The organism is Kitasatospora sp. NPDC004289, assembly GCF_053602875.1.
On record NZ_JBSGEL010000050.1, the window covers coordinates 21,749 to 42,442 of the forward strand.

A 20,694-nucleotide genomic window follows, 5' to 3' on the forward strand; every position below is an offset into this window, starting at 1 on the left:
GGCCCCGGGGTGACGGGCCGTCAGAGGACGGCGGTCCCGGGCGGCGGGCCCCGAGAGGTGATCGCGTGGACGAGCAGCAGCAGCCGCAGGCGCGGTGCCGGGTCCGGGCGGCGGCGCGGACGGGGCGGGGTCGCCGGGGCGAAGGCCCGGAGCAGGAGCAGCACGGGCGCGAACAGCCAGGCCGCGACGGTCCGGCCGAGGCGGAACACCGCGCGTTCCCCCGCCGCCAGCCAGAGGCCGAGCAGCAGGGCGGCCACCAGGTGGGCGGCGAGCATGCCGAAGCCCCCGCCGGTCATCTGGTGGGCGGCCGGGGCGGCCGCGGCGTGCAGGTGGCCACCCGCGAGGTGACCGGCGGCGTGGGCGTGGGTGCCCGCCGTCGCGGCCGGGACCACCAGGGCGGCGAGTCCGTCGACCGGCGGGCCGAGCGCGTCCAGGTCCAGCCCGGCGTCCTCGACCAGCCGGACGGCCTCGCCGGGCGAGAGCGGGTGGCCGTTGCAGAGCAGCAGCCGCGCCCACTGCACGGCCGTCCCGTCGGCCCCGGCGGCCACCGACCCCCGGTCGGTGGCCTGGCCGAGCGAGAAGAGCAGGTGCAGCGCGGCCTGCACGCCGACCGTGAGCCCCGTGACCAGCAGCGGCCCGCGTTCCCGACGGGCCGTCAGCCAGCCGAGCACCCCAACCGCCCCGAAGGCGGCGGCGAGCACCCACCCGGGGACGGTGTCCCCGGACATCAGCACGTGGCCGGCCGCGCCGAGCAGCACGCAGGCGGCGGCGAACACCGCAGCCCGCCCCGCTCGTACGACTCGTCCCGACTCCATGGCCGACTCATCGTCGCACCCTTCACCCCCGTCCGGAGCCCTCGCCCCGGGGGTACCGACGCTCCGTCAGCCCGTTCGGAGCACGTGACGGGCGTCACCCCAGCCGTTCGGGAACCGGCGGCCCCCGCCGTCCGACTCCTGAGTGGGCATCAGCTGTGCGTCCGCCCGGCACGGGCCGCCCGACCTGCGGGAACGCCCCTCGGTCGACAGCCCGGCGGACCGCCCCCGACCCCGGTGTGAGAAGCGCCACGGGACGGCGCCCGAGAGGTGGTCAGACCAGCCACTCGCCGTCGCGCATCAGTTCGCGACCCGAGAGCTCGTCCGCCTCCCGCCAGGCCTGGATGCGGCGCGGGGTGATCCGGAACCAGCGGTACCGGGTGGCCGAGGCGGCCGGGTCGAACCCGGTGCGGGCGGCGAAGCGTTCCCGCTCCGGCGTCGGCAGGGCATCCATCTCCAGGTGCTCGACCGCACCCTCGATCATCGTGACGTCCCTGGTCGGGCCGAGCGCCAGCCGGGTGGTGCCGGAGGCGGCGAGGTTCCGCCCGGTCGGACTCCCGGCCGGGGTCGCCACCAGCAAGGCCGTGCCGTCCCAGTCGAAGGAGAGCGGCACCAGGTACGGGACGCCGTCCGGGGAGGCGCTGGCCAGCCAGAGGTCCACGTCGGCGGTCAGCCGGCGCTCGGTGTCGCTGCGGCGCTGCGCACCCGTACGGGGACCCGTCGGAGCAGCGGCATCGGCAGCATCAGCGGTCACAGTGGTATCAGTGGTCATGGTCACAGCCTCCCGCCACGGGCTCGTCCGCGCCGCCGAATTCCGGATTCCACCACGGCACCTGACTCTCCGTCGGCTTCAGCCGCCCGAGGCAACCGCCGGCCCCGCCCCCGGCGCGCCCGCCCCGCCACCGCCGGAGGCCGCCGCACAGTGGTCGGGTGAGCGACGCGGCGCAGGCGCAGCCCCCGGGAGCGGACACGGCGGCGGAGGGCGAGGAGCCCCGGGCCGGCTGGTTCGAGCTGTTCTTCGACCTGGTCTTCGTGGTGACGGTCAGCGTGCTGGCCCACGGGCTGCACGGGGACCCGGGGCCGGGGGACTTCGCGGAGTTCCTGGTGCTGTTCTTCCCGGCCTGGTGGGCCTGGGCCAACCTGACCGTCACCGTCAACCTGTTCGGCTCCGGCAGCCCGCGCATCCAGGCCATGCTGCTGGCCGCGATGCCCGCCCTCGGACTGATGGCGGCAGCCTCCCCCGAGGGCCTGCACGAACGGGCCTGGGCCTACGCCCTGGGCGCCGCCTGGGTGCGGCTGGTGCTCTTCCTGATCTGGTGGGGCCACGCCCGGGCCACCGACAACCCGCTGCCGCTCTGGCGGCCGGTGCTCTACTGCCTGGTGCCCGCCGCGCTCTGGGCGGCCTCGGCGGCCCTGCCCTCCACCGCGCGGTTCGTGCTCTGGGGCGTGGCGATCGTGCTGGAGGTGGTGCTGCTGGCGGTCCGCACCGGCCTCGGCACCGGGCCCTACGACCGGCTCTCGGTGGAGCTGCTGGTGGAGCGGATCGGCCTGTTCGTGGTGATCGTGCTCGGCGAGAGCGTCTTCACGGTGGTGGTGGCCCTGGAGGAGCACTTCGTGCTCGCGGCCGGGGTCACCGCGCTGCTCGCCTTCGTGGTGGTCGCCGAGCTGGCCATGATCTTCTTCACCTGGGGCACCGAGAACGCCGCGCAGGGCCTGACCCGGGCTCAGAGCGGCCACGCCACCCGGGCCATGCGGGACACCGTGATGTACCTGCCGTTCGTCCTGGTCTCCGGCATCACCGTGATCGCCGCCGCCCTCGGCACCGCCGTCGCCGAGCCCGACCACGCGCTGCCGCCCGGCTCCCGCTGGGCGCTCTGCGGCGGGGTGCTCGCCTTCTACACGGCCAACGCCGCCATCTCGATGCGCTACGGCGACGGCATCCGCCGCGTCCTCGGCTGGTACCTGCCCTGCCTGGCCCTCACCGGCTGCCTGCTCCTGCCGGCCTCGATCCTGCTGCCGGGCTGGGCGGCGGTGGCCTGCGCGGCCGGCCTGGTCTTCCTGCTGGCCAAGCTCTCCCGGCGCCACGTCCGGACCCACCAGCGCGATTAGGGGTGTGCGCCCGCCGTGACGAACGGCTGCGCGCTCGCGGCCGGCTTCTTGTCGTTGGGGCCGATGATCACGTCGATCCAGAACAGCGAGGCCAGCACGCACCAGACGGTGAGCACCACCTTGGCCGCCACGTGCAGGCGGCGGGAGTCCCAGAGCCAGATCGCGGCGACCGGCGGCAGGAACACCAGGGCACCCGCGCGCAGCAGTCGGTCGGTGGTGCTGCGGGGCGCGGCGGGCTGGTCGTACGGGTTCACGGCTGGTCCATCGTTCACGTGTGCGGGGGTAGCGGGGGCAGACGCGAACCGTACACGAACCGGGCTCCGATCCGGCATTCGCTGACCCGCCGTCAGGCCGTCCGCCGCAGCCCTCCTATCCTGCCCGGATGAACAGAGCGATCGAACTGGTGGTCTTCGACTGCGACGGCGTCCTGGTGGACAGCGAGCGGATCGCCGTCCGGGTGAACGTCGAGCTCGGGGCCGAACTCGGGTGGCCGCTCACCGAGCAGGAGGTGGTGGAGCGCTTCATCGGGCGCTCCTCCGCCTCGATCGCCGAGCAGTGGGCCGAGCGGCTGGGGCCGGAGGCCGGGCCGCTGTGGAGGAAGCTGTTCGCCGCACGGCACGCGGCGGCGGTCGACACCGGGCTGCTCCCGGTGGACGGGATCGCCGAGGCGCTCGCCGGGCTCACCCTGCCGAGCTGCGTGGCCTCCAGCGGGGAGCACGCCAAGATGCGGCACACCCTCGGCCGCACCGGCCTGTACCCGTACTTCGAGGGCCGGATCTTCAGCGCCACCGAGGTCGCCCACGGCAAGCCCGCCCCCGACCTCTTCCTGCACGCGGCCCGGAGCTCCGGCGTCGACCCCGCCGCCTGCGTGGTGGTCGAGGACAGCCGCCACGGCGTGCAGGCCGCCCGGGCGGCGGGGATGCGCTCGCTCGGCTACGCGGGCGGTCTGACCCCGGCCGCCTGGCTGGAGGGCCCGGGCACCACGGTCTTCACCGACATGCGGGACCTCCCGGCCCTGGTCGCCTCGCTCTGACCGCGGACGCCCGCCTCAGAGCCCCGGCAGCGAGTCCTGCTCCCCCGGCACCACCCTGGTGCCCTCCTCGGGGCCGCGGCAGCCCGGGCCCAGGCGCAGGATGCGGGACTCCGGGTCGTGCAGCGGACGGCCGCAGCGGCGGCAGCGGAGCACCGGCGGCTCGGCGGCGGCACCGGCCGGCGCGGGGATCAGGGCGGACTCCTCGGACTGCATCGGGCCAGTCTGACGGACCGTCCGTCCCCGGACCACCGCCGGGGGCCGCCTCCCCGCCCCGTCGCCCACCGGCTGCCCGGGTGACAAGACGTTTCCGCTGCGCCCGGCGGGCCGTTGGGAAGGGCATGACGAAGACGTGGAAGATCCTCATCGCCCTCCTGGTCGCCCTCGGCCTCGGCGGCCTCCTGGCCGCCGCCGCGGCGGCCCGGGAGTGACCCCTCGCCAGCGCCCGGACGGCCCGCCCGAGGACGGGCCACCGGCCGCCGCGCGGACGCGCACCCGACTCAGCCGAGATCCCCTCCCACCTCGGCTCCCCCCGCCGCGTCCGGACGGGTCAGCGCGAGGACGTACTCCTCGGCCTTGACCGCCAGGTGCAGCGGCAGCGGTAGCCCGAGCGGATCGTAGTCGTCGTGGAAACGCAGCTGATGGGCCAGCGTGGCGTACTCGACGGGGCGGTCCGCAGGCACGTCCGTCCGGCCCACCGACGCCAGCGCGGCCGTGGACAGGCAAGCCTGGACGGTGAGTTCGAGGAACTGCGGGTTCCAGGCCCGCTTGGACGGCGCGGTCGGCCACGCCGGGTCGGGCACCAGCTTCAGCAGGTCCCGCCGCGCGGCAGCCGTGGCCGGGACGTCCGCCGTACTGCCGAACACCCGGTTGTCGGGGTCGGTCCCCGGCGCGGTCCACAGGCCCGTGGTGAGCCCCGGCACCATCCCGGTCCCGGCCGGGGCGTACCACTCGGGGACCTCCTCCCGTCCACAGTCGTCCCGTACCAGCACCACCCGCAGATCCGGACCGTAGACCGCAGCCCGCTGGTGGCGCCCCTGGTCCAGCGCGACCAGGTCACGGACCAGCGTGCCGTGCGCGAGACCCGGCCAACTCCGGCGCAGGTTACCTACCTCGGCGAGCAGCACCGTCGGCCGGTCGCGGGTCTGGTACAGCACCGTCCTGATCCGTTCCGCCGTCACCACCGCCCCGGCGGAGGTGTCACGGCCGAGCCGGAGCAGCAGTTCGGAGTAGGGAACCCAGGAGTTGGTCCCCTCGTCCCACCCGCGAACCGGGTGCACCTCCTCGTCCGGTCGGATCCGCAGGGCAACCAGCCGCTGCTCGCGGGCCCGGCCCCGGCGGTCGCCCTGACACCTGATCACCCGAAGTGCCAGGTACTGGAGTCGGTCCGGAAGACCGGGGACCTGGTGCTCGGGGGTGATCACAGCCCCCAACTGCCGCAGACCGTCGAGAAGTGCCTTCCTGATCCGAATGCCCAGATCCGCGGCACCTTCCTCGGGCGGCACCAGGAACTGGCTGAGCCGGCCGGCCTGCGCACAACCGAGCCTGATCGCGTCCTTCGGATCGGTCCCCGGCTGCCCGAAGGCCTCTGGGCCACTCAGCTCCACCAGGGCCAGGGCCCGGCCGGCGGGTGCTCCCAGCAGCTCCGCCGTGGCACGTGCACGGCATCGCATCGCCTCGGCCCAGGCGGCCCCCCGACCGCCGTCGCCCGACGGCGCCGGGAGCGGCTGCCCCAGAACGCCGATGCCGATCAGCCGGATCCTCAGTCGAACGCCGTCCGTCTCGCACTCCCACTCCTCGGCAGCGCCGGGCCGGACTGCCGGGATGCCGGACAACTCTTCGAGGGCGGCAGTCAGTTCCTCCTTGGCCTGCTCGGACTGCCATAGCAGGTCCAGCCGGAGCGGCTCCCCGTCCAGAACGCCTCGGAGCCGCTGACGGCGGCCCGCGGCTCTGGCCGCCCCGTCCTTCTTCGCCTCCTTCGTGAGCAGTACGGGCTTGGTGACCTTCGCGGCCCGGACCAGGTCCGGCACCCGGCGCAGCTCCCAGCCCAGGCCCTCGGCCACCCAGTCGTCCAGGAGCGAACGCTCCAAGGGCATCAATCCGGTCCGTACCTTGTGCAGGTACCCCTTGCCGCCAGAGGCCATCGTGTTGCCGTACACCACGCCGGCCGCCACGCCGTCACGCCCGAGCAGCCACGGCACCGGCTCGCCGATCAGCTCCTCCGCCTTGGGATAGCTGCGGCGCAGGTCGAGGTCGGGCAGCAGGTCGGCCAGCTCGCTGTGTCGCCGCCAGCCGACCCTCCCCTGGTGGCGGTCGTACCGGACCGAGCTGTCGACCAACCGGACCCGCTCGACCGTTTCCGGCTGCCACGGGATCGGTGCGTCCACCAGGACCGTCGCTCCCTGCCCCTGGGGGAGCCAGACTGAGTCGGTCGACACCCAGCGCCGGATGCCGGTCGACACGTGCACCCTGAAGCGCTCGGCGAAGGGCACCGTGTGCACGGTGATCGCGACCGTGCCGGAGTAGTACCAGGCACGCTTCCCGACCACGTACTTCCGGGGCGGCCAGCTCACCAGCTCGGTACCCTGCTCACGGCTGACGATCCGGAACCGCACGTCCACCCCCTGGCTGCGGAACGGCCGGGCGGCGAGTCGGGCGGCGATCCACTCCGGCAGCAGGTGGTAGAGCCGCTGGTCCGGCAGAGCGGTTCCCCCGGGCGACAGAGCCGAGGCGGTCAGCTCGATGTCCTCCTCCTGCCATGACAACCCACCGATGCCCTCCAGGAGTTCGACCGCCCGCAGCTGCTGCTCGTCGTCGCGCCCGGCCACCGATCCGAGCACCCAGGCATTGAGCACCGGCCGCACCACCTCCTCCGGGACCGCCTCCCTGGCGTACAGCCAGGCGTCCGCCGTACCCGACCCGACGCCACGGCCGGTCGCGACCACGCCGGGCGCCACCACCCGCAGCAGTCCGTTGAGTTGACGGATCGGCAGCCCGGTCGGCTGCTCACCGCGCCGCAGGCGCTGCCGGTACAGCTGTTGGAGGCCGGCCCGGAGCGGCTCCGGGAAGGCGATGGTGGTGTGCGGTTCCCGCCAAGGCCCGGTGGCCGGGGCCGGCTCGTAGGCGGTGGTACGGATCACGGGGTACAACCGGGGGCTTCCCTTCGGTCAGCGCCGAGCCGCAGACAGCGGCCGAGAGCGGCGTGCAGCGGGCCGTAGAGGGCCCGGACGATGTAGCGATCGGCGGGGTCGAGCGGTGCGACCGCTTCCGGAGCCGGGCCGCCAGGCTCCGGCGTGCGGTCATCGAGGCAGTAGGGATCGAGGACGTCCAGCATGCTGTGCAGCAGGCTGGTCCGCGGGGTGTCGGGCTCCGGCGGAACGGCTGCGCGGCCGGGGGCGAACGCGGCGTCCACGAAGACGACCCGGGCGGGCACGGCCCCGCGCAGGAGCCGGCCGATCACCTGCCAGATCAACACCATGAGGTCCCAGGTGACCGGCTCGCGGTCAGCACCTAGCCTGCTCCAGGCCAGGCTCCGGGCGAGCAGCCGGTGCCACTCGGCGCGCGCCGCAGCCCGGGCGGCCCGGGCCCCCTGGTCCAGCGAGGACTCACCGGCGACCCGCTCCGCGAAGTCACCGCTCGCCACTGCGCGCACCTGCCAGTCGTTAACCGCGTGCACCGCCAGGCCAAGGTCGTCCGGCCTCGGGTTCGGCCGGACCAGGAAGTAGACGGTGCCGATCGCCGCCTGCTGCTCCTTGTTGAGGATGTTGTGACCGCGCTCGACCGCGAGCAGCGGCGCCACCAGGATCTCGGCCGGAGTGTCCGCCAGGGTCTCGACGTCACCGCGGCGGAGGACTCCGGCGTGGTGCTCGTCCCCCTCGATCGACAGCTCGTCCGGAACCGTGTGGTCGTCGTCCGAGGCGAGTCTGAGCACCCTTCCCCGCCACCGCGGGCCGAGCCCGTGCAGAGTGTCCGCCACCTCGCGGGCCTCCTCGTAGCTGCCCACCAGGAGCAGGATGTGGCGCCTTTCGTCCGGCAGTGCGGCGAGCTCCCGGCGCAGCCGGCTACCGGTCCCGTCGTCGTCCTCGGCGCCCACGGCGGTGACCATCCGGCACAGCAGGTCGGTCCGCTGGTCCTGGTCGCTACCGGAGACGGTGGCCGGGCGGCCGCCGATCTCGGCGAACTCGATCCGGAACTCGCTGAGTTCGGCGATCCGGTCGAGCTCGCTGCGGTCGGGCTCAATGATCACACCGATCGGCACCGGTACGTGATAGCGGCTGGAGGTGCCGGCCCAGCTGCTGCCAGACATCAGCAGGACGTTGGTGCCGGGCCGGTTGTCGACCGTCGGCAGACCGGGGAGCACACGGAGCAGCTCCCGGCCCATCCCACTGCACCGGAAGAACCTCAACTGGCCGTTCTGAAGCCCTCCTTCTTCCCGTCCGTGGACCAGGAACTGAAACGCCAGCATGTTGCCCATCGGCTCCTCGGGCACGATCGGCCCGTAGTCCGGTGGCCGACGGTACATCAGGCTGAATCCCAGGTTGAGTGCCACCTGGACCCTCGGCCACATCGCGTTCACCAGCGCCAGCCTGGGTTCCAAGGCGCACAGCAGCAGGGTGAACTCGAACAGGAGGGCCTGCTCGTCCAGCCAGTCCTCAGCCGACCTCGGTTCGGTGGGCCAGGTCCTCGGCGTCCGTCCCTGCGCACGCCGGAGCTCCCGCTCCGCCTCGCGCCGCGCGAGCTCGGCTTCGTAGGCGGCCCGCTTCAGTCGTAGGACGGGCTCCAGATCGAGCAGCTCGACCACGAACTCGGCGAGCCTGGGCCGGGTGTTAGCCTGATAGGTGGTCTGGAGCAATTCGTTCATCAGGCCGGTGAGTTGGACGTCACCCGGCCTGCTCGGGCTACGATCGCCGAACGGGTTCTCCCGGAACACCTTCAGGCGCTCGCTCAGGTCCGCCCGGGCCTTGGCCCAGGACGCGGCCACCGCCTCGTCGGGCGGCGAGGCGGCCTTGGGCCCACCACCCTCCCCGGACTCCTCCACGGCCGTCGGGTACCGCATGGCCAGCAGCCCCTCCTGGAGGTACCTGGCGCTGAAGTAGCCGGGGCTCACCCGCTTCCGCAGCCGGGGCTCCCCTGCCAGTCGTGCGTACAGCCGGTCGGTAGCCAGGTTCACGGTGCTGACCGCCACCGACCAGTTCTCCACGTCCCGGTTGGACAGCTGGATCCGGCCGCCTCCGGTCAACTCCCGCCCTCGGTGGGCGTTGAGCTCGCTCACCAGGTCGTCTCCGTCCACACCGTCGGCCAGCACCACGGCGGGGGCGAACATCTGGTCGAGCTGGATCTGCACCCGGTCCACCTCGTCCACGATCACCAGATCGCTCCGCCGGGCGGCCAGCTCCAGGTAACGGAGCCGCTCGCCGTTCTGGACCCACGGCACCCGGGAGTCGACCAGTCCGGCCGGTGTGGCGACCCACACGTCAGCGTCCACCAGCTCACGGGCACCGCGGTGGCGCGGACAGCGGCTCCAGTAGGGACAGGCCCGTCGGCGCTCCTGCCAGCGCTCACCGTCCGTGGAGCGCGCCGCGGTGGACGCACGCGGCCGCAGGGTGGTGCAGGGCGCGTCTGCGAAGGCGAGCAGCTCCGGCACGTCCTCCGGCCCGTCGCCAGCCTGCTCCGCGCGCAGCGCGTTCACCGCGCACGAGGTGCTCAGGTAGTCGAAGGCCGGGTCGTGGTGTCCGAGCAGGTTGCGATCGCCCCGCCCGGCCAGACGGCGGTGCAGCCGCTCGGCGTGCTGCTCTCGGCTCGACGCTCCGATCACCGGCGCGGCCGACTTCTGCTCCGGCCCGAGGTGAAGGTTGTAGAGCCGGACCAGCTTGAGCAGTTCGGCCACGTCTCCGACCACCACGGCCACCCGGAGGCCGAGGCGCGCCAGATGCACCGTCAGGACGTCCCGCAGGGTGGACTTTCCCGCGCCCACGATCCCCAGCAGGTGCTGGAGACCCGCCACCGTGAACCTCCCGGCCGGTTCGAACCCGTCACCACTGGGTGTGGAGAAGGAGATCCGGTCCAGGCGTCCGTGCCAGTCCCGGTGCTCCAGCTCGTCCATCCGGGCCGCGGTCACCAGCAGTTCGGCCTTGTCCACGGTCAACGGCGCACCCGCGCCCGCGGGGAGGATCGCCAGGTCGTGGGCTTTCGGCCGGGGCCCCGGCACCTCCTCCAGCCGGACGGTGGTGGTGAAACGACCGAGGGCGAAGCCGTGCGGGCCGGCGCCGGCCATCGGCAGCTCCCGGGCCTCCCAGGGCGGAGCCTGCGCCAGCAGCCGGTCGTAGTGGCCCCAACGGTCCTCCGCCACTGTCAAGTTGACGATTCGACGGGCCGGGGCGGTCGGGTCGGGGACGTCGAACCCCCGCAGCGCGACCGGCCAGCGCTGGTACTCCTGAAGCGCCTCAGCCCAGGCCGCCGGGCGGGCCAGGGTCCACAGCGAGTACCTGGCCTTGCGGAGCATGTCGGCACTCCTGGAACCGAGTTCGGGCTCCCGGGCCGCGAGGTACGGGTGACCGCTGAACAACGGCCAGGCCGCCTCCGCCGGATCACCGGGCAGCAGCAGCTGCTGCAGATGTAGGCCGAGCTCCACCTCGCAGAGCGTCCGCAGCCGTTCCGGCTTCGGCTTCGGTTCCGGCGCACGCTCGTGCAGTTGCCCGACCACGTCGCGGAACGGCTCCACCGTACTACGCATGTCCCTCCTCCTCCCGGCCGGCGGCCGGATCCGTCACCAACTCCAGGAACTCACGGACCGACAGCAACCCCACGCCTGCCGGGAGCAGGCCCTCGATCAGCCCGCGGACCCCCTCGTGCTCGCGGAGCATCCGGTCCGGCACCACCACCAGGGCGGCCCCGTGCGCCCCGGTCCACCCGGCCGACGCCCAGGCTCCGAGCACGGTGGGCTGAACCCGATCGTGGATCCGCCACACGGCGGTCCGCCCGGTCGGCAGGCTGGCGCGGTACCAGCCGGGCCGGTCGTCGACCGGCCCTGACCTGACCTTCAACCGGGCCAGCGTCCGCCGCACCCGGCGCTCGGTCCGGCCGGACGCCCCGCCGAACAACAGTCGCAGCTGGGCGGTCAGCACACGTGCGCCGGCGGCCGGGAAGGTGTCCACCGGCCCTCCCAGTGGGCAGCTGCCGCCCTCGCACCAGACCAGCCGCCTCTTCGCGGCCAGCGCGGGAAGCCGGCAGCTCACGCATCGAACCGCCTCGCCTCCGGCCCCCGGGCCTGGGGTGAAGGGGTCGTAGAGCTGGCTCACCCGCCGCCAGACCGCCGTCGCCCTCGGATCCATTCGCAGCCGCTGGACCTCCACCTCGGTCAGCACCGGACGGTCCGTCAAGAAGTCGCGACACTCGCCGAACCCGAGGAGACCGCCGCGCACGGTCTCGTTCAACCGCGCCAAGGCCCGGCGCTCCAGTAGACCACCGGCCCAGGCCGAAGCCAGCTCGAAACAACTCCGGGTCGGTCGGCGTACCACCGGGTCCAGCAGTCTGGTGCCCGGCCGAAGGACTCCCGGCCGCAGGGACAACGGCCACTCCTCCACCGGCCGCTGGGCACACCAGTCGAGCAGACCCGGAACACCGGAAGGCGGCTCCCGGTCCTGCCGCAGCGAGTGCAGCACCATCCGGTCCAGGGTCAGCTGGACCACGGGCGGATAGGGCAGCGAGAACGAGCCGATCCTGGCCCCGCCATCCAGCATCAGGACCGACCGGGCCACCGCGCCGAGCAGCTCGAGGTCGGGCGCCGCCTCTGCCGGAGTCACCGCGCCACCGCCCCGCTGTCGCGGGCCGAGCACCAACGCCCGACCTCGCAGCGGCGGCACCCCTCACCCGGCTTCGCCTCGAAGCGGTCGTCGCCGTGCCACGGTGCTACGCCGCTCCTCAGCACCCGCTCGGCCATCGCGAGGACCTCCGGGGTGAGCGGATCGAGGATCTCCAGGTCCGCCCCATCCGGGCGGAGCGTCTCCAGTTCCACTCGGCTCCGGAACGGACTGCCGCCGAGCTCGCCACGTGCCAGCAGCACGACGCCCAAGGCCAGCTGCGGATATGCCAGCAGTGGATCCCGGTCCCGGCGACGGGTGATCGTGGTCTTGGTTTCCCGCCACACCCAGGAGTCGCCGTCCAGGTAGAGCAGGTCGGGCTCGGCCAGCACCACCACATCGGCGTCCGTGTCCTCATGGGCCAGCTTCGGCTCGACCCTGGGTCGCCATTCGCCGACGGTGCGACGCGGACAGACCTTCGCGTGTTGGCGGAGCATGGCGGTGGCCACCTCGCGCTCCTCCAGGGCGAGTTCGTGCCCGCCCGCGTCCCAGTCCGCCACGACGTCGGGCTCGCACGGCTCGCTTCCGTCGGGGCCGTGGCGCGCGGCGAGCCAAGCGTGCACCGCACGGCCGCGCTCGGGAGACCCCGCGTACTCCACCGAACGGTCGACCGGGAGCATCCGCGCCCGCAGGTAGTACTGGGCCGGACAGGCCGCGTAGGACCGGCCGTTGGTCGCCGACCAGCTTCGCCGCGGCCGCTCGCGGTCCTGGACTCCGAGCAGGCCCGGCGCCTTCGGCAGCGCCGGGCAGACCGCCGAGTAGACACATCCGACGCAGGCTGTCCCCGGGCGGTACTCCTCCGCCGCGAGCAGCGCCGCCAGTGCTGGACGGCCGTGCTCGCGGTAGAGCGCCAGAGCGGCGTCCCGGTCACCGTCGAACAGGACCTCGGTGCTGCCATCGGCCATGCCGAACCGCACGATCCGCACCCGCTCCGCACGCGAGGAGGCTTCGCCCTCGGCCACCACCAGGGCAGCGAGGGCCAGTTCAGCACGGCTCTTTTCCCGGGAGTCCGAGCGGTTCACCGGCCACCGCAGCTCCCGCACGGCGCCGTCGGGCGAGCGGAAGCACCGGCCCCATACCGTGATCCGGACCCGACGCACCCCGTGCTCGTCCGGCTCCCGCAGCTCGTGGTCGTAGACCCATGGCTGACGGGCCGGGACCAGCTCTCCACCCTGCGGGAAAGTCCGCAGGTACCCGGCCACGGCATGGTCGGTCCAGTTCCGGACCCCATCGTGGAGCCAGGACCTGCGGAAACCGCTGCCCCGCTCGATCCGGTCCAGCTCGTCCATGAACGGGCCATTGGTGAAATCGTTCAGCCGTTCCCTTTTCCGGTGGCGGCGCACAGTAGGGGAAAGGCCACGTGCCTTCATCGAGTCCGCAGCCGGGCACCGGTACTTCTCCGGGCCGAACATTCCCACGGACACCTTGACGACAGCGGGATCTCCCGTGACTCCGCCGAGGCTGTGCCAGGCTGCCATACTGTCTGGACCTTTCTTTCGTCGATTGGGCGGTTGTGCGGGCTGGGGATCTGATCGGCGGCCGGTATCGGCTGCACGAAATGCTTGGCAGGGGAAATCAAGGGCATGTCGCGCGAGCTACGAACGAGCTGACCGGCGCCCCGGTGGCGGTCAAGCTCCAGGCCCCGCGGACCTTTGAGTCGACCGACGACTACCGGTACTTCGGCGGGGAGCTAGAGCGCGAGTACGACGTCGGGAAGGCACTGACTGGCATCGAGGGAGTTCCTCGGACCCACTGGCAAGGCGAGCACCATGGCGCTCGCTACCTGGTGATGGATTTGGTCGACGGCGTGACCCTGGCTCACCTGGTGAAGCAATCCGCCCCGTTCAGCCGCGACGTCATGGCAGCCGTGCTCGACCAACTGTGCGCAACGGTCGCCGAACTGCACCGTCGCGGCTACGTGCATCGAGACATCAAGCCGGACAACGTCATGGTGTGCCCCAACGGTCGAGTGCTCCTGATCGATGTAGGCATCGCCGTACTCTCGGGGCACTGCGACTACCCTCGTGGCACAGCTGGTTACGCGGCTCCCGAGCAATACCTCGCCACCACCCTGACCGGACAGGCAGACGTCTTCGCGCTCGGCTGTGTTCTGCTCAAGATGGGCACCCTGGATCTCCCGTACGGCGACACCCTGGACGAACGCCCCAACAGGGGGACCCACCAGTACCCCGAGGGCTTCCGGACCAGCATGAACGAGGAGCTGTACACCCTCGGTCTGGCCATGACCGCCTGGGATCCAGCCGAGCGGCCGAACGGCGCCGCCCTGGTCCGCGAGTACCTCCAGCCGCTGCTGCCCCGGCGCGGTGAGCCGGCCAACCCGAAGGCCCCGAAGCCCGACCCGACCGCCTGGTACCGGGACTGAGCATCCCTCACCCCTCTCCTTCCAGTGCGGCCAGCCGCTCGGCCATCTCCTTCGCCTGCTCCGCCAACCCCAACCGCCTGAACAGCTCCTCCCCGCGGCGGAGTGGCTCGACAGCACCTCCTCTGTCACCTGCCGCCAGCAGCGCCTCCCCGAGCAACACTCTGGTCCGGGCCTCGTTCCGGGTGTAGCTGAGGGCCTGGTACCGCTCGGCTGCTTCCGCGAACCATTCGGCGGCGCCCCGGTGATCACCCTGTTCGGCGCTGATCCGTCCGAGTTGGACCAGGGCGTCCGCCAGGCCGTTGGTGTCCGTGGTCGTACTGAACAGCGCCACAGCGCTCTCCAGGTAGTCCACAGCTTTCCCGGGCTGGCCCAGTCGGCCCCAGACGGACCCCAGACCGCTCCTCGCCCCGGCCTCCGCTACCGGGTTCCCCAACTGGTTGAACGTCGCCACGGTGCGCTCGAAGCTGGTCAGCGCCTCCTGCAGCTCCCCGTGCTCGCTCTGCAGAATGGCCATGGCCTTGAGGCCGAATGCCTCCCCGATGGCGTCCCCGCCGTCCTTGCTCAGCTTGATGGCCCGGGCCAGGTTCGTCTTCGCCAGGCTGTACTGCCCCTCTCCCAGGCCGCGCCGGGAGCCGGCCAACAGCCGCATCGTCGTGGCCTGTTCGGCCAGGGTCGCCTCGGAGTCGGCCATCTGCCCGACCCGCTCCAGGTTCTGCACGGCGTCCCCATGACGGTTCCGCCGCCACTGGTAGGTGACCAGCGCCATCGACAGCAACCAGGCGTACCGACTCAGACCCTCCTCCCGGGCCAGCCGGATGAGCTCCTGCAGGCCCGGGTACTCCCGGTCGAACCAGGCCATCGCCCTGCCGGCCCCCAGCACCTCCACGGGCTCGAGGCCGACCGGTGGCGTACCGATCGGCAGCGACCGCCCCGGTACCAACTGCCGGTCGCACCACCACACCTGCTGCAACGACAGCTCCAGCAGCCGCTCCAGCACACTCCGGCGCTCCTCCGGTGTGCGCAGCCCGGCCAACTCCACGGCATGGTCCCGGACCAGATCGTGCAGCTCGAACCGGTCGTACTTCGGGCAAGAGAGGAGGTGCAGGTCCTTGAGCTCCCGGGCTGCGGCGGCCACGCCTGGCCGCTCACCTTCCGGAGTCAGCCCGGTGAGCGCGTGCAGCCCGGCTGACGGCCCCGGATGCACACCGAGTCTCCAGTACAACTGCTGCGCTGGGTGGGAAAGTCGGCGATGGGTGCTCTGGAGCGCCGCCCGCACGCCAGTCGACTCGCCAGCGATCTCGAGCGAGTCCAGCCGTCGGCCGGGTGCGCGCATCGACCTCGCGAGCCCCTGAAGCCCGGGGTCACCGATCCCGTGGAAGCCAGAGGCGAGCACCGAGAGCGCCAGCGGCAGCCGGTCGCAGCGCTCGGCGAGCTCCGCGAGCAACGGCCCATTCCTGCGCACCACTCCGGGATCGAGCGGCCGGGCCAACAGCTCGACGGCCCGCCCCGGCGTCAACGGGGCGACCTCGACCAACTGCGCCCGCTGTGCGACCAGCCCGCGGAGCCGCCGGCGGCTGACCACCAGCGTCGCGCAGGATTGGCCGCCCGGTAGCAGCGGACGGACCTGGTCGGCACTGACCGCATTGTCGAGGACCACGAGTACCGCCCTCCTCGCCAGAGCGGACCGGTAACTTCCCACCATGCCCTCCAAGCTGCGGGAGGCAGGGTCGACCCCAAGGTCGTGCAGGAACCTGGGCAGCACTTGGGCCGCGTCGAGCGGCTCTCCGTTCGCGGTGAATCCCTGAAGGTCGGCGTACAGCGTTCCGTCCGGGAACTCCTGGTCCTCGATCCGGCCGCCCCAGCTCGCCGCCGCTGTGGTCTTCCCGACCCCACCCGGACCGACCAGGACTGCCAGCCGTGCTTTCCGCACCAGCAACAGGTCGTCCAACTGCCGGTGGACTTCCTGGACTCCCACCGGGTCCGGTGCCACGAAGGGGAGCTGACGCTGCACCAAGGACGCTGACCGAACTGCGGTCAGCTCCCGATAGACGGCCTCCAACCGCTGGCTCGGTACGTCGGGCCACGCGCTGTACGCCTGCCTGATCCTGGTCCGGTCCTCTCCCATGAGCCGCAGCTCCACTTCGAACAGTGACTCGTCCGACGGCCACCGCGTACGCAGCCACCCCATCTGTGCCGCCACCTCCTCGGCCGCCCCCACCCGCAGCTCCGCGTGCAGCCAGCGCGCCCATCCCTCGCGGTGCTCGTCGTCCAGGCTCCGCCGCCACCTGTCGAATGTCTCCGGCAGACCGTCGAGTGGCGCTTCCCCCCAGCCCTCGAGCCACGTGCGCAGCTCGGCCCGGGACTCCTGGTCACCGTCACCGGTCAGCCCTGTCACCGCGCGGCGGTACCTGAACACATCGACATCGGAATCGACTACTTCGACTCGGAACATCCCCTTCCGATTCCTCGCCGGAATGACCCGGGGAAGCCGCCTCCGCAGCTCACGCACGTGCTCCCGGAGGTTTCCCGTGGTCCATTTCCCCCCTGGCCAGAGATGATCCGCGATGGCCTCGTGCGAGACCTCGCACCCTTCCGAGAGGAGAGCGAGAGCCAGAATCGCCCTTCCGAACGGGGGCAGTTCGACCGGAACTCCCCCGTCCTTCACCTCGACGCGCCCCAACAGACGGAACTCCACAATGCACACCTCCCCTGACCCGAGCCCTATCGACTTCCCCGGTCGCCCAAGAGGAATCATGCCATCTCCGAATTCGGGCCTCCTGACGTTCTCCTGACGTTTTCGGTCGACGCGATGTCCGCCGGCGCTGCCACACTGACCGCAGTCGGCCTGACCAATCGGCCGCGAATCGTCATTACGCCTGGAAGAGGAGCACGCCATGACCTACCCTCCGCACCGCAAGCGCCGCCGCACCGAGCGCCCGAAGCCAGGTGCGCCGGCCCCGCAGCCGCACCCCACCGAGGAGGAGGCCCCGACCACGAACGCCTGAAAGGTCAGCAGCGGCCCGGCCAGAGCCGCGCCGCTGCTGACCAGTGAAGTCGGAGGTCAGACGGTGCCCTGGGTGTATTCGGGCCGGGCCTCGGCCGCTGCGGGCACCGCGTCCGGCGCCGACTCCGGCTCCGCGTCCGGCTCGCCGTCCGTGTCCTCGGGGTCGGCGTTGAGCTCGGTGAGCATCTGCGGGGTGAAGCCGAAGAAGTAGGTGGCGAGGAAGCCGACCAGGTAGCCGGTGAGCAGCCCGCCGGCGTAGACGGCGACGGTGGTGGCCAGGCTGCCCTCGCCCTGGAGGAGCGGGAAGAGCGCCCAGCCGGAGGGGCCGATGGCGGTCGAACCGACCGTGGTGCCCAGCTGGTTGAAGAGTCCGACGAAGGCGCCGCCGGCCGCGCCGCCGACACAGGCGGTGACGAAGGGGCGGCCGAGCGGGAGGGAGACCCCGTAGATCAGCGGCTCGCCGACGCCCAGGAAGCCGGCCGGGAGGGCGGACTTGATGGTGGCGCGGATCGAGCGGTTGCGGCGCAGGCGGTGGTAGACCGCCACCGCGCAGCCGACCTGGCCCGCCCCGGCCATCGCCAGGATGGGGAGCAGCACGGTGTAGCCCTGCTGCTCGATCAGGGTGGTGTGGATCGGGATGAGCGCCTGGTGCAGGCCGAGCATCACCAGCGGGAGGAAGAGCCCGCCGAGGACCAGTCCGGCGAAGGCGCCGCCGCTGGCCAGCAGCCAGGTGGCGAACGACCCGATGGCGGTGGAGACCTCACCGGCCAGGAACATCAGGCCGTAGAGCGTGACCAGGCCGGTGAGCAGCACGGTCAGGGTCGGGGTGACCAGGACGTCCAGTGCCTCGGGCACCCAGCGGCGGCACCACTTCTCGATGTACACGGCGAGCAGGGCCGCGCCCAGCGCCCCGAGCACCCCGCCCTGGCCGGGCGAGAGCGTCTCGCCGAAGACGGTGACCTTGGCGACGCCGGCGAAGACGATGACGGAGGCGACCGCACCGCCGAGGATCGGAGTGCCGCCGAACTCCTTGGCGGTGTTGTAGCCGACGAAGACGGCGATCAGCGACATGAAGCCGGAGGCGATCGCACCCAGGGCGGGCACCAGGGCCGGGGCCCAACCGAGGTTGGCCAACAGGCCGTTGAGGCCGGCCACGATGCCGCAGCCGATCAGGGCGGGGATCAGCGGCACGAAGATGTTGGCGATCCGGCGGAGCATCAGCTTCACCGGGGTGGCGTTCTTCGCCTTCTGCGCCGCCTTGATCTCGGCGCCCCGGTCGGCGAGCTGCTCGGCGCTCTGCGCCTTGGGGGCGGCGTCCACGAGCTTCTGCAGCTCGGGGGTGACCTTGGCGACGGTGCCCGGGCCGAGCACGATCTGGTAGGTGTCGTCCTCGACGGTACCCATCACGGCCGGGAGCGCCTTGAGTTCGGCCTCCTGGACCAGGGAGCGGTCACGCAGCCCCAGGCGCAGTCGGGTCATGCAGTGGGCGATGGAGGTGATGTTGCCGGGGCCTCCGACCAGCGGAAGTATCGCGGCGGCGGTGGCGCGGTTCTTGTCGTCCGTCATGGTGCTTCTGCCTTGCTGAAAGGGGGTGTTGAGGTGGGTCGGGGTCAGACCGCGAGCAGCGCTGCGCGCAGGTGGCCGTGGTGTTCGTCGAGGAGGCGGGCGGCGGTGGGGCCGTCGACGTCGGCGAGGACCACCAGGATGGCGTTCTTGACCTCGCCGTCGGTGGCGGTCAGGGCGGCCTCGACGGTGGCGTCGTCGGCGCCGGTGGCCTGGGCGACGATCCGGCGGCAGCGGGCGCGGAGCTTCTCGTTGGAGGCCCGCACGTCCACCATCAGGTTCCCGTAGGTCTTGCCGAGCCGGATCATGGTCACGGTGGAGAGCAGGTTGAGCACCAGCTTCTGGGCCGTACCGGACTTCAACCGGGTGGAGCCGCTGAGGAATTCGGGGCCGACCTCCACCTCGACGGGGTGTTCGGCGGCCGCTCCGAGCGCGGAGTCGGCGTTGCAGGAGAGCCCGATGGTGAGCGCGCCCAGGCGGCGGGCGTACGCGACGGCGCCCACCGCGTAGGGGGTGCGGCCGGAGGCCGAGATGCCGACCACCACGTCGTCGGGGGTCAACTCCAGGGCGGCCAGGTCGGCTTCGGCGAGCTCCACGCTGTCCTCGGCGCCCTCGACGGCGGTGACCATGGCCTGGCGGCCGCCGGCGATCAGGCCGACCACCTGGCCGGGACCGGTGTTGAAGGTGGGCGGGCACTCGCTGGCGTCCAGGACGCCCATCCGCCCGGCCGTCCCGGCTCCCGCGTAGACCAGCCGGCCGCCCCGGGCCATCCGTCCGGCGGTGGCGTCGATCGCCGCGGCGATCTCCGGAAGCCGGCGGGCCACCGCCTCCGCGACGGTGCGGTCCTCGCCGTTCATCAGGGTGACGATCTCCAGGGTGGAGAGCCGGTCGATCTCGGCGAGTTCGGGGCGGAACGCCTCGGTGGCCAAGGTCTCCAGCTGGGCGCGGAGTTCGGCGTACGGGGCAGGGGTCGCGGCGGTCCCGGCGGCGGTGGCGGGCTGACTGGTCATCAGGGGCGGCCTTTCTTCGGGGAGGCGTGGCCGTGGCGGGGCGCCAGGGCCTGGTAGGTGGCGGCCAGGGCGGGGGCCGCGGTGGCGTAGGTGCGCTGGACGACCCCGATGCAGAGGCAGTCCACGACGAAGAGCTGGCTGAGCCGGGAGGCCATCGCGGCGGGCCGCAGCGAGGTCTCGTAGCCGCTGCTGGTGGCCAGCACCAGATCGGCGGCCAGGGCCACCGGCGAGTCGGGGCGGGCGGTGAGCGCGATGGTGAAGGCGCCGTTCCCGGCGGCGCGGCGCAGCGGCTCCACGACGTCCTGGGTGGAGCCGGAGTCGGAGACGGCGATGGCCACGTCCCCCGGGCGCAGCTGCACGGCGGTGGTGAGCGCGAGGTGCGGGTCCAGGTGGGCCTGGGCGATCAGGCCGATCCGCTGGAGCTTCTGCATCAGGTCCTGCGCCACCAGACCGGAGGCGCCGATGCCGTAGACCTCGGTGCGGCGGGCGGCGGCCACGGCCGTCACGGCCCGCTCCAGCCGCGCCGGATCGAGGAGTTCCACGGTGTCGGCCAGCGTGCGGCGCCCGTCGCGGGCCAGCTTGGCGATCACCTCGGCGGGCGGGTCGTCCACCGTGATGTCCCCGGTCACCGCCGGCCCGCCGGCCGGGCGCCGGGCCGCGTCCTCGGCCAGCGCCAGCCGCAGGTCGCGGTAGCCGGGGTAGCCGAGCAGGCGCGCGGTGCGGACCACGGTGGCCTCGCTGGTGCCGGTGCGGCCGGCCAGCTCGGTGACGCTGAGGCGGGCGCACCCGGCCGGGTCCGCCGCCACGGCCGCGGCGACCCGGCCCATGGCCGGGGTCATCTCCGCCTGCCGCTCGCTGATCCGGGCCGTCAGCGGGCGGGGGAAAGTTTCCTTCTCCGATGCGCTCACACCTGAAGGATATTTT

Annotated in this window: 15 protein-coding genes; 3 read left to right on the plus strand and 12 right to left on the minus strand. The window is 72.5% G+C overall.

Annotated features, from left to right (window positions below; genetic code table 11):
• Positions 1 to 20 precede the first annotated feature (20 nt).
• Together ACWEPF_RS28215 and ACWEPF_RS28220 are read right to left on the minus strand one after the other, a co-directional pair.
• Positions 21 to 815 carry a hypothetical protein gene (locus ACWEPF_RS28215; RefSeq protein ID WP_452174742.1) on the minus strand — a complete coding sequence of 265 codons (795 nt, stop codon included), beginning with the start codon at positions 813 to 815 and terminating at the stop codon, positions 21 to 23.
• Positions 816 to 1,086: 271 nt separating this feature from the next.
• Positions 1,087 to 1,584 carry a pyridoxamine 5'-phosphate oxidase family protein gene (locus ACWEPF_RS28220; RefSeq protein ID WP_452174743.1) on the minus strand — a complete coding sequence of 166 codons (498 nt, stop codon included), beginning with the start codon at positions 1,582 to 1,584 and terminating at the stop codon, positions 1,087 to 1,089.
• Positions 1,585 to 1,742: 158 nt separating this feature from the next.
• Between ACWEPF_RS28220 and ACWEPF_RS28225 the strand changes: the two genes are divergently transcribed.
• Positions 1,743 to 2,921 carry a low temperature requirement protein A gene (locus tag ACWEPF_RS28225; protein ID WP_452174744.1) on the plus strand — a complete coding sequence of 393 codons (1,179 nt, stop codon included), beginning with the start codon at positions 1,743 to 1,745 and terminating at the stop codon, positions 2,919 to 2,921.
• Here ACWEPF_RS28225 and ACWEPF_RS28230 read toward each other — a convergent pair.
• Complete coding sequence (locus tag ACWEPF_RS28230) at positions 2,918 to 3,193, minus strand: hypothetical protein (protein ID WP_452174745.1); 276 nt, start codon at positions 3,191 to 3,193, stop codon at positions 2,918 to 2,920. The two genes, ACWEPF_RS28225 and ACWEPF_RS28230, sit on opposite strands and share 4 nt — an antisense overlap.
• 110 nt (positions 3,194 to 3,303) lie before the next feature.
• Between ACWEPF_RS28230 and ACWEPF_RS28235 the strand changes: the two genes are divergently transcribed.
• Positions 3,304 to 3,954, plus strand: a complete 651-nt coding sequence (locus ACWEPF_RS28235; protein ID WP_452174746.1) for an HAD family hydrolase — start codon at positions 3,304 to 3,306, stop codon at positions 3,952 to 3,954.
• Positions 3,955 to 3,969: 15 nt separating this feature from the next.
• Here the strand turns inward: ACWEPF_RS28235 and ACWEPF_RS28240 are convergent, their stop codons facing one another.
• The 5 genes from ACWEPF_RS28240 to ACWEPF_RS28260 form a co-directional block, all read right to left on the minus strand.
• Positions 3,970 to 4,167 carry a DUF6011 domain-containing protein gene (locus ACWEPF_RS28240; RefSeq protein WP_345285876.1) on the minus strand — a complete coding sequence of 66 codons (198 nt, stop codon included), beginning with the start codon at positions 4,165 to 4,167 and terminating at the stop codon, positions 3,970 to 3,972.
• 284 nt (positions 4,168 to 4,451) lie between these two features.
• Positions 4,452 to 7,091 carry a pPIWI_RE module domain-containing protein gene (locus tag ACWEPF_RS28245; protein WP_452174747.1) on the minus strand — a complete coding sequence of 880 codons (2,640 nt, stop codon included), beginning with the start codon at positions 7,089 to 7,091 and terminating at the stop codon, positions 4,452 to 4,454.
• Positions 7,088 to 10,684 carry a pPIWI_RE_Z domain-containing protein gene (locus tag ACWEPF_RS28250; protein WP_452174748.1) on the minus strand — a complete coding sequence of 1,199 codons (3,597 nt, stop codon included), beginning with the start codon at positions 10,682 to 10,684 and terminating at the stop codon, positions 7,088 to 7,090. Before ACWEPF_RS28250 ends, ACWEPF_RS28245 begins: the two co-directional genes overlap by 4 nt.
• The gene (locus ACWEPF_RS28255; protein WP_452174749.1) at positions 10,677 to 11,753 is read right to left on the minus strand and encodes a pPIWI_RE_Y domain-containing protein; all 1,077 of its coding nucleotides are present in this window, start codon (positions 11,751 to 11,753) and stop codon (positions 10,677 to 10,679) included. Before ACWEPF_RS28255 ends, ACWEPF_RS28250 begins: the two co-directional genes overlap by 8 nt.
• A complete protein-coding gene (locus tag ACWEPF_RS28260; protein WP_452174750.1) occupies positions 11,750 to 13,099 on the minus strand; it encodes a PD-(D/E)XK nuclease family protein in 1,350 nt (449 codons plus the stop codon). Before ACWEPF_RS28260 ends, ACWEPF_RS28255 begins: the two co-directional genes overlap by 4 nt.
• 224 nt (positions 13,100 to 13,323) lie before the next feature.
• On the opposite strand from ACWEPF_RS28260, the gene ACWEPF_RS28265 reads away from it, so the two are divergent.
• Positions 13,324 to 14,193, plus strand: a complete 870-nt coding sequence (locus tag ACWEPF_RS28265; RefSeq protein WP_452174751.1) for a serine/threonine-protein kinase — start codon at positions 13,324 to 13,326, stop codon at positions 14,191 to 14,193.
• Between the two features lie 7 nt (positions 14,194 to 14,200).
• Here the strand turns inward: ACWEPF_RS28265 and ACWEPF_RS28270 are convergent, their stop codons facing one another.
• The 4 genes from ACWEPF_RS28270 to ACWEPF_RS28285 form a co-directional block, all read right to left on the minus strand.
• Positions 14,201 to 16,645: a tetratricopeptide repeat protein gene (locus ACWEPF_RS28270; RefSeq protein WP_452174752.1), complete on the minus strand. Its 2,445-nt coding sequence runs from the start codon at positions 16,643 to 16,645 to the stop codon at positions 14,201 to 14,203.
• A gap of 609 nt (positions 16,646 to 17,254) precedes the next feature.
• Entirely contained in the window at positions 17,255 to 18,763 is a 1,509-nt protein-coding gene (locus ACWEPF_RS28275; RefSeq protein WP_452174753.1) for a PTS transporter subunit EIIC, read from the minus strand.
• 44 nt (positions 18,764 to 18,807) lie between these two features.
• Complete coding sequence (gene murQ, locus ACWEPF_RS28280) at positions 18,808 to 19,770, minus strand: N-acetylmuramic acid 6-phosphate etherase (RefSeq protein ID WP_345285880.1); 963 nt, start codon at positions 19,768 to 19,770, stop codon at positions 18,808 to 18,810.
• The gene (locus ACWEPF_RS28285) at positions 19,770 to 20,678 is read right to left on the minus strand and encodes a MurR/RpiR family transcriptional regulator (protein ID WP_452174754.1); all 909 of its coding nucleotides are present in this window, start codon (positions 20,676 to 20,678) and stop codon (positions 19,770 to 19,772) included. The genes murQ and ACWEPF_RS28285 overlap by 1 nt, the downstream gene beginning before the upstream one ends.
• Between the last annotated feature and the right edge of the window lie 16 nt (positions 20,679 to 20,694).

Coding starts and splice junctions, on each gene's coding strand:
- ACWEPF_RS28275 (WP_452174753.1), bottom strand. CDS start 18,763: ATGACGGACGACAAGAACCGCGCCACCGCCGCCGCGATACTTCCGCTG.
- ACWEPF_RS28220 (WP_452174743.1), bottom strand. CDS start 1,584: ATGACCACTGATACCACTGTGACCGCTGATGCTGCCGATGCCGCTGCT.
- ACWEPF_RS28270 (WP_452174752.1), bottom strand. CDS start 16,645: ATGTTCCGAGTCGAAGTAGTCGATTCCGATGTCGATGTGTTCAGGTAC.
- ACWEPF_RS28240 (WP_345285876.1), bottom strand. CDS start 4,167: ATGCAGTCCGAGGAGTCCGCCCTGATCCCCGCGCCGGCCGGTGCCGCC.
- ACWEPF_RS28260 (WP_452174750.1), bottom strand. CDS start 13,099: ATGGACGAGCTGGACCGGATCGAGCGGGGCAGCGGTTTCCGCAGGTCC.
- ACWEPF_RS28235 (WP_452174746.1), top strand. CDS start 3,304: ATGAACAGAGCGATCGAACTGGTGGTCTTCGACTGCGACGGCGTCCTG.
- murQ (WP_345285880.1), bottom strand. CDS start 19,770: ATGACCAGTCAGCCCGCCACCGCCGCCGGGACCGCCGCGACCCCTGCC.
- ACWEPF_RS28215 (WP_452174742.1), bottom strand. CDS start 815: ATGGAGTCGGGACGAGTCGTACGAGCGGGGCGGGCTGCGGTGTTCGCC.
- ACWEPF_RS28250 (WP_452174748.1), bottom strand. CDS start 10,684: ATGCGTAGTACGGTGGAGCCGTTCCGCGACGTGGTCGGGCAACTGCAC.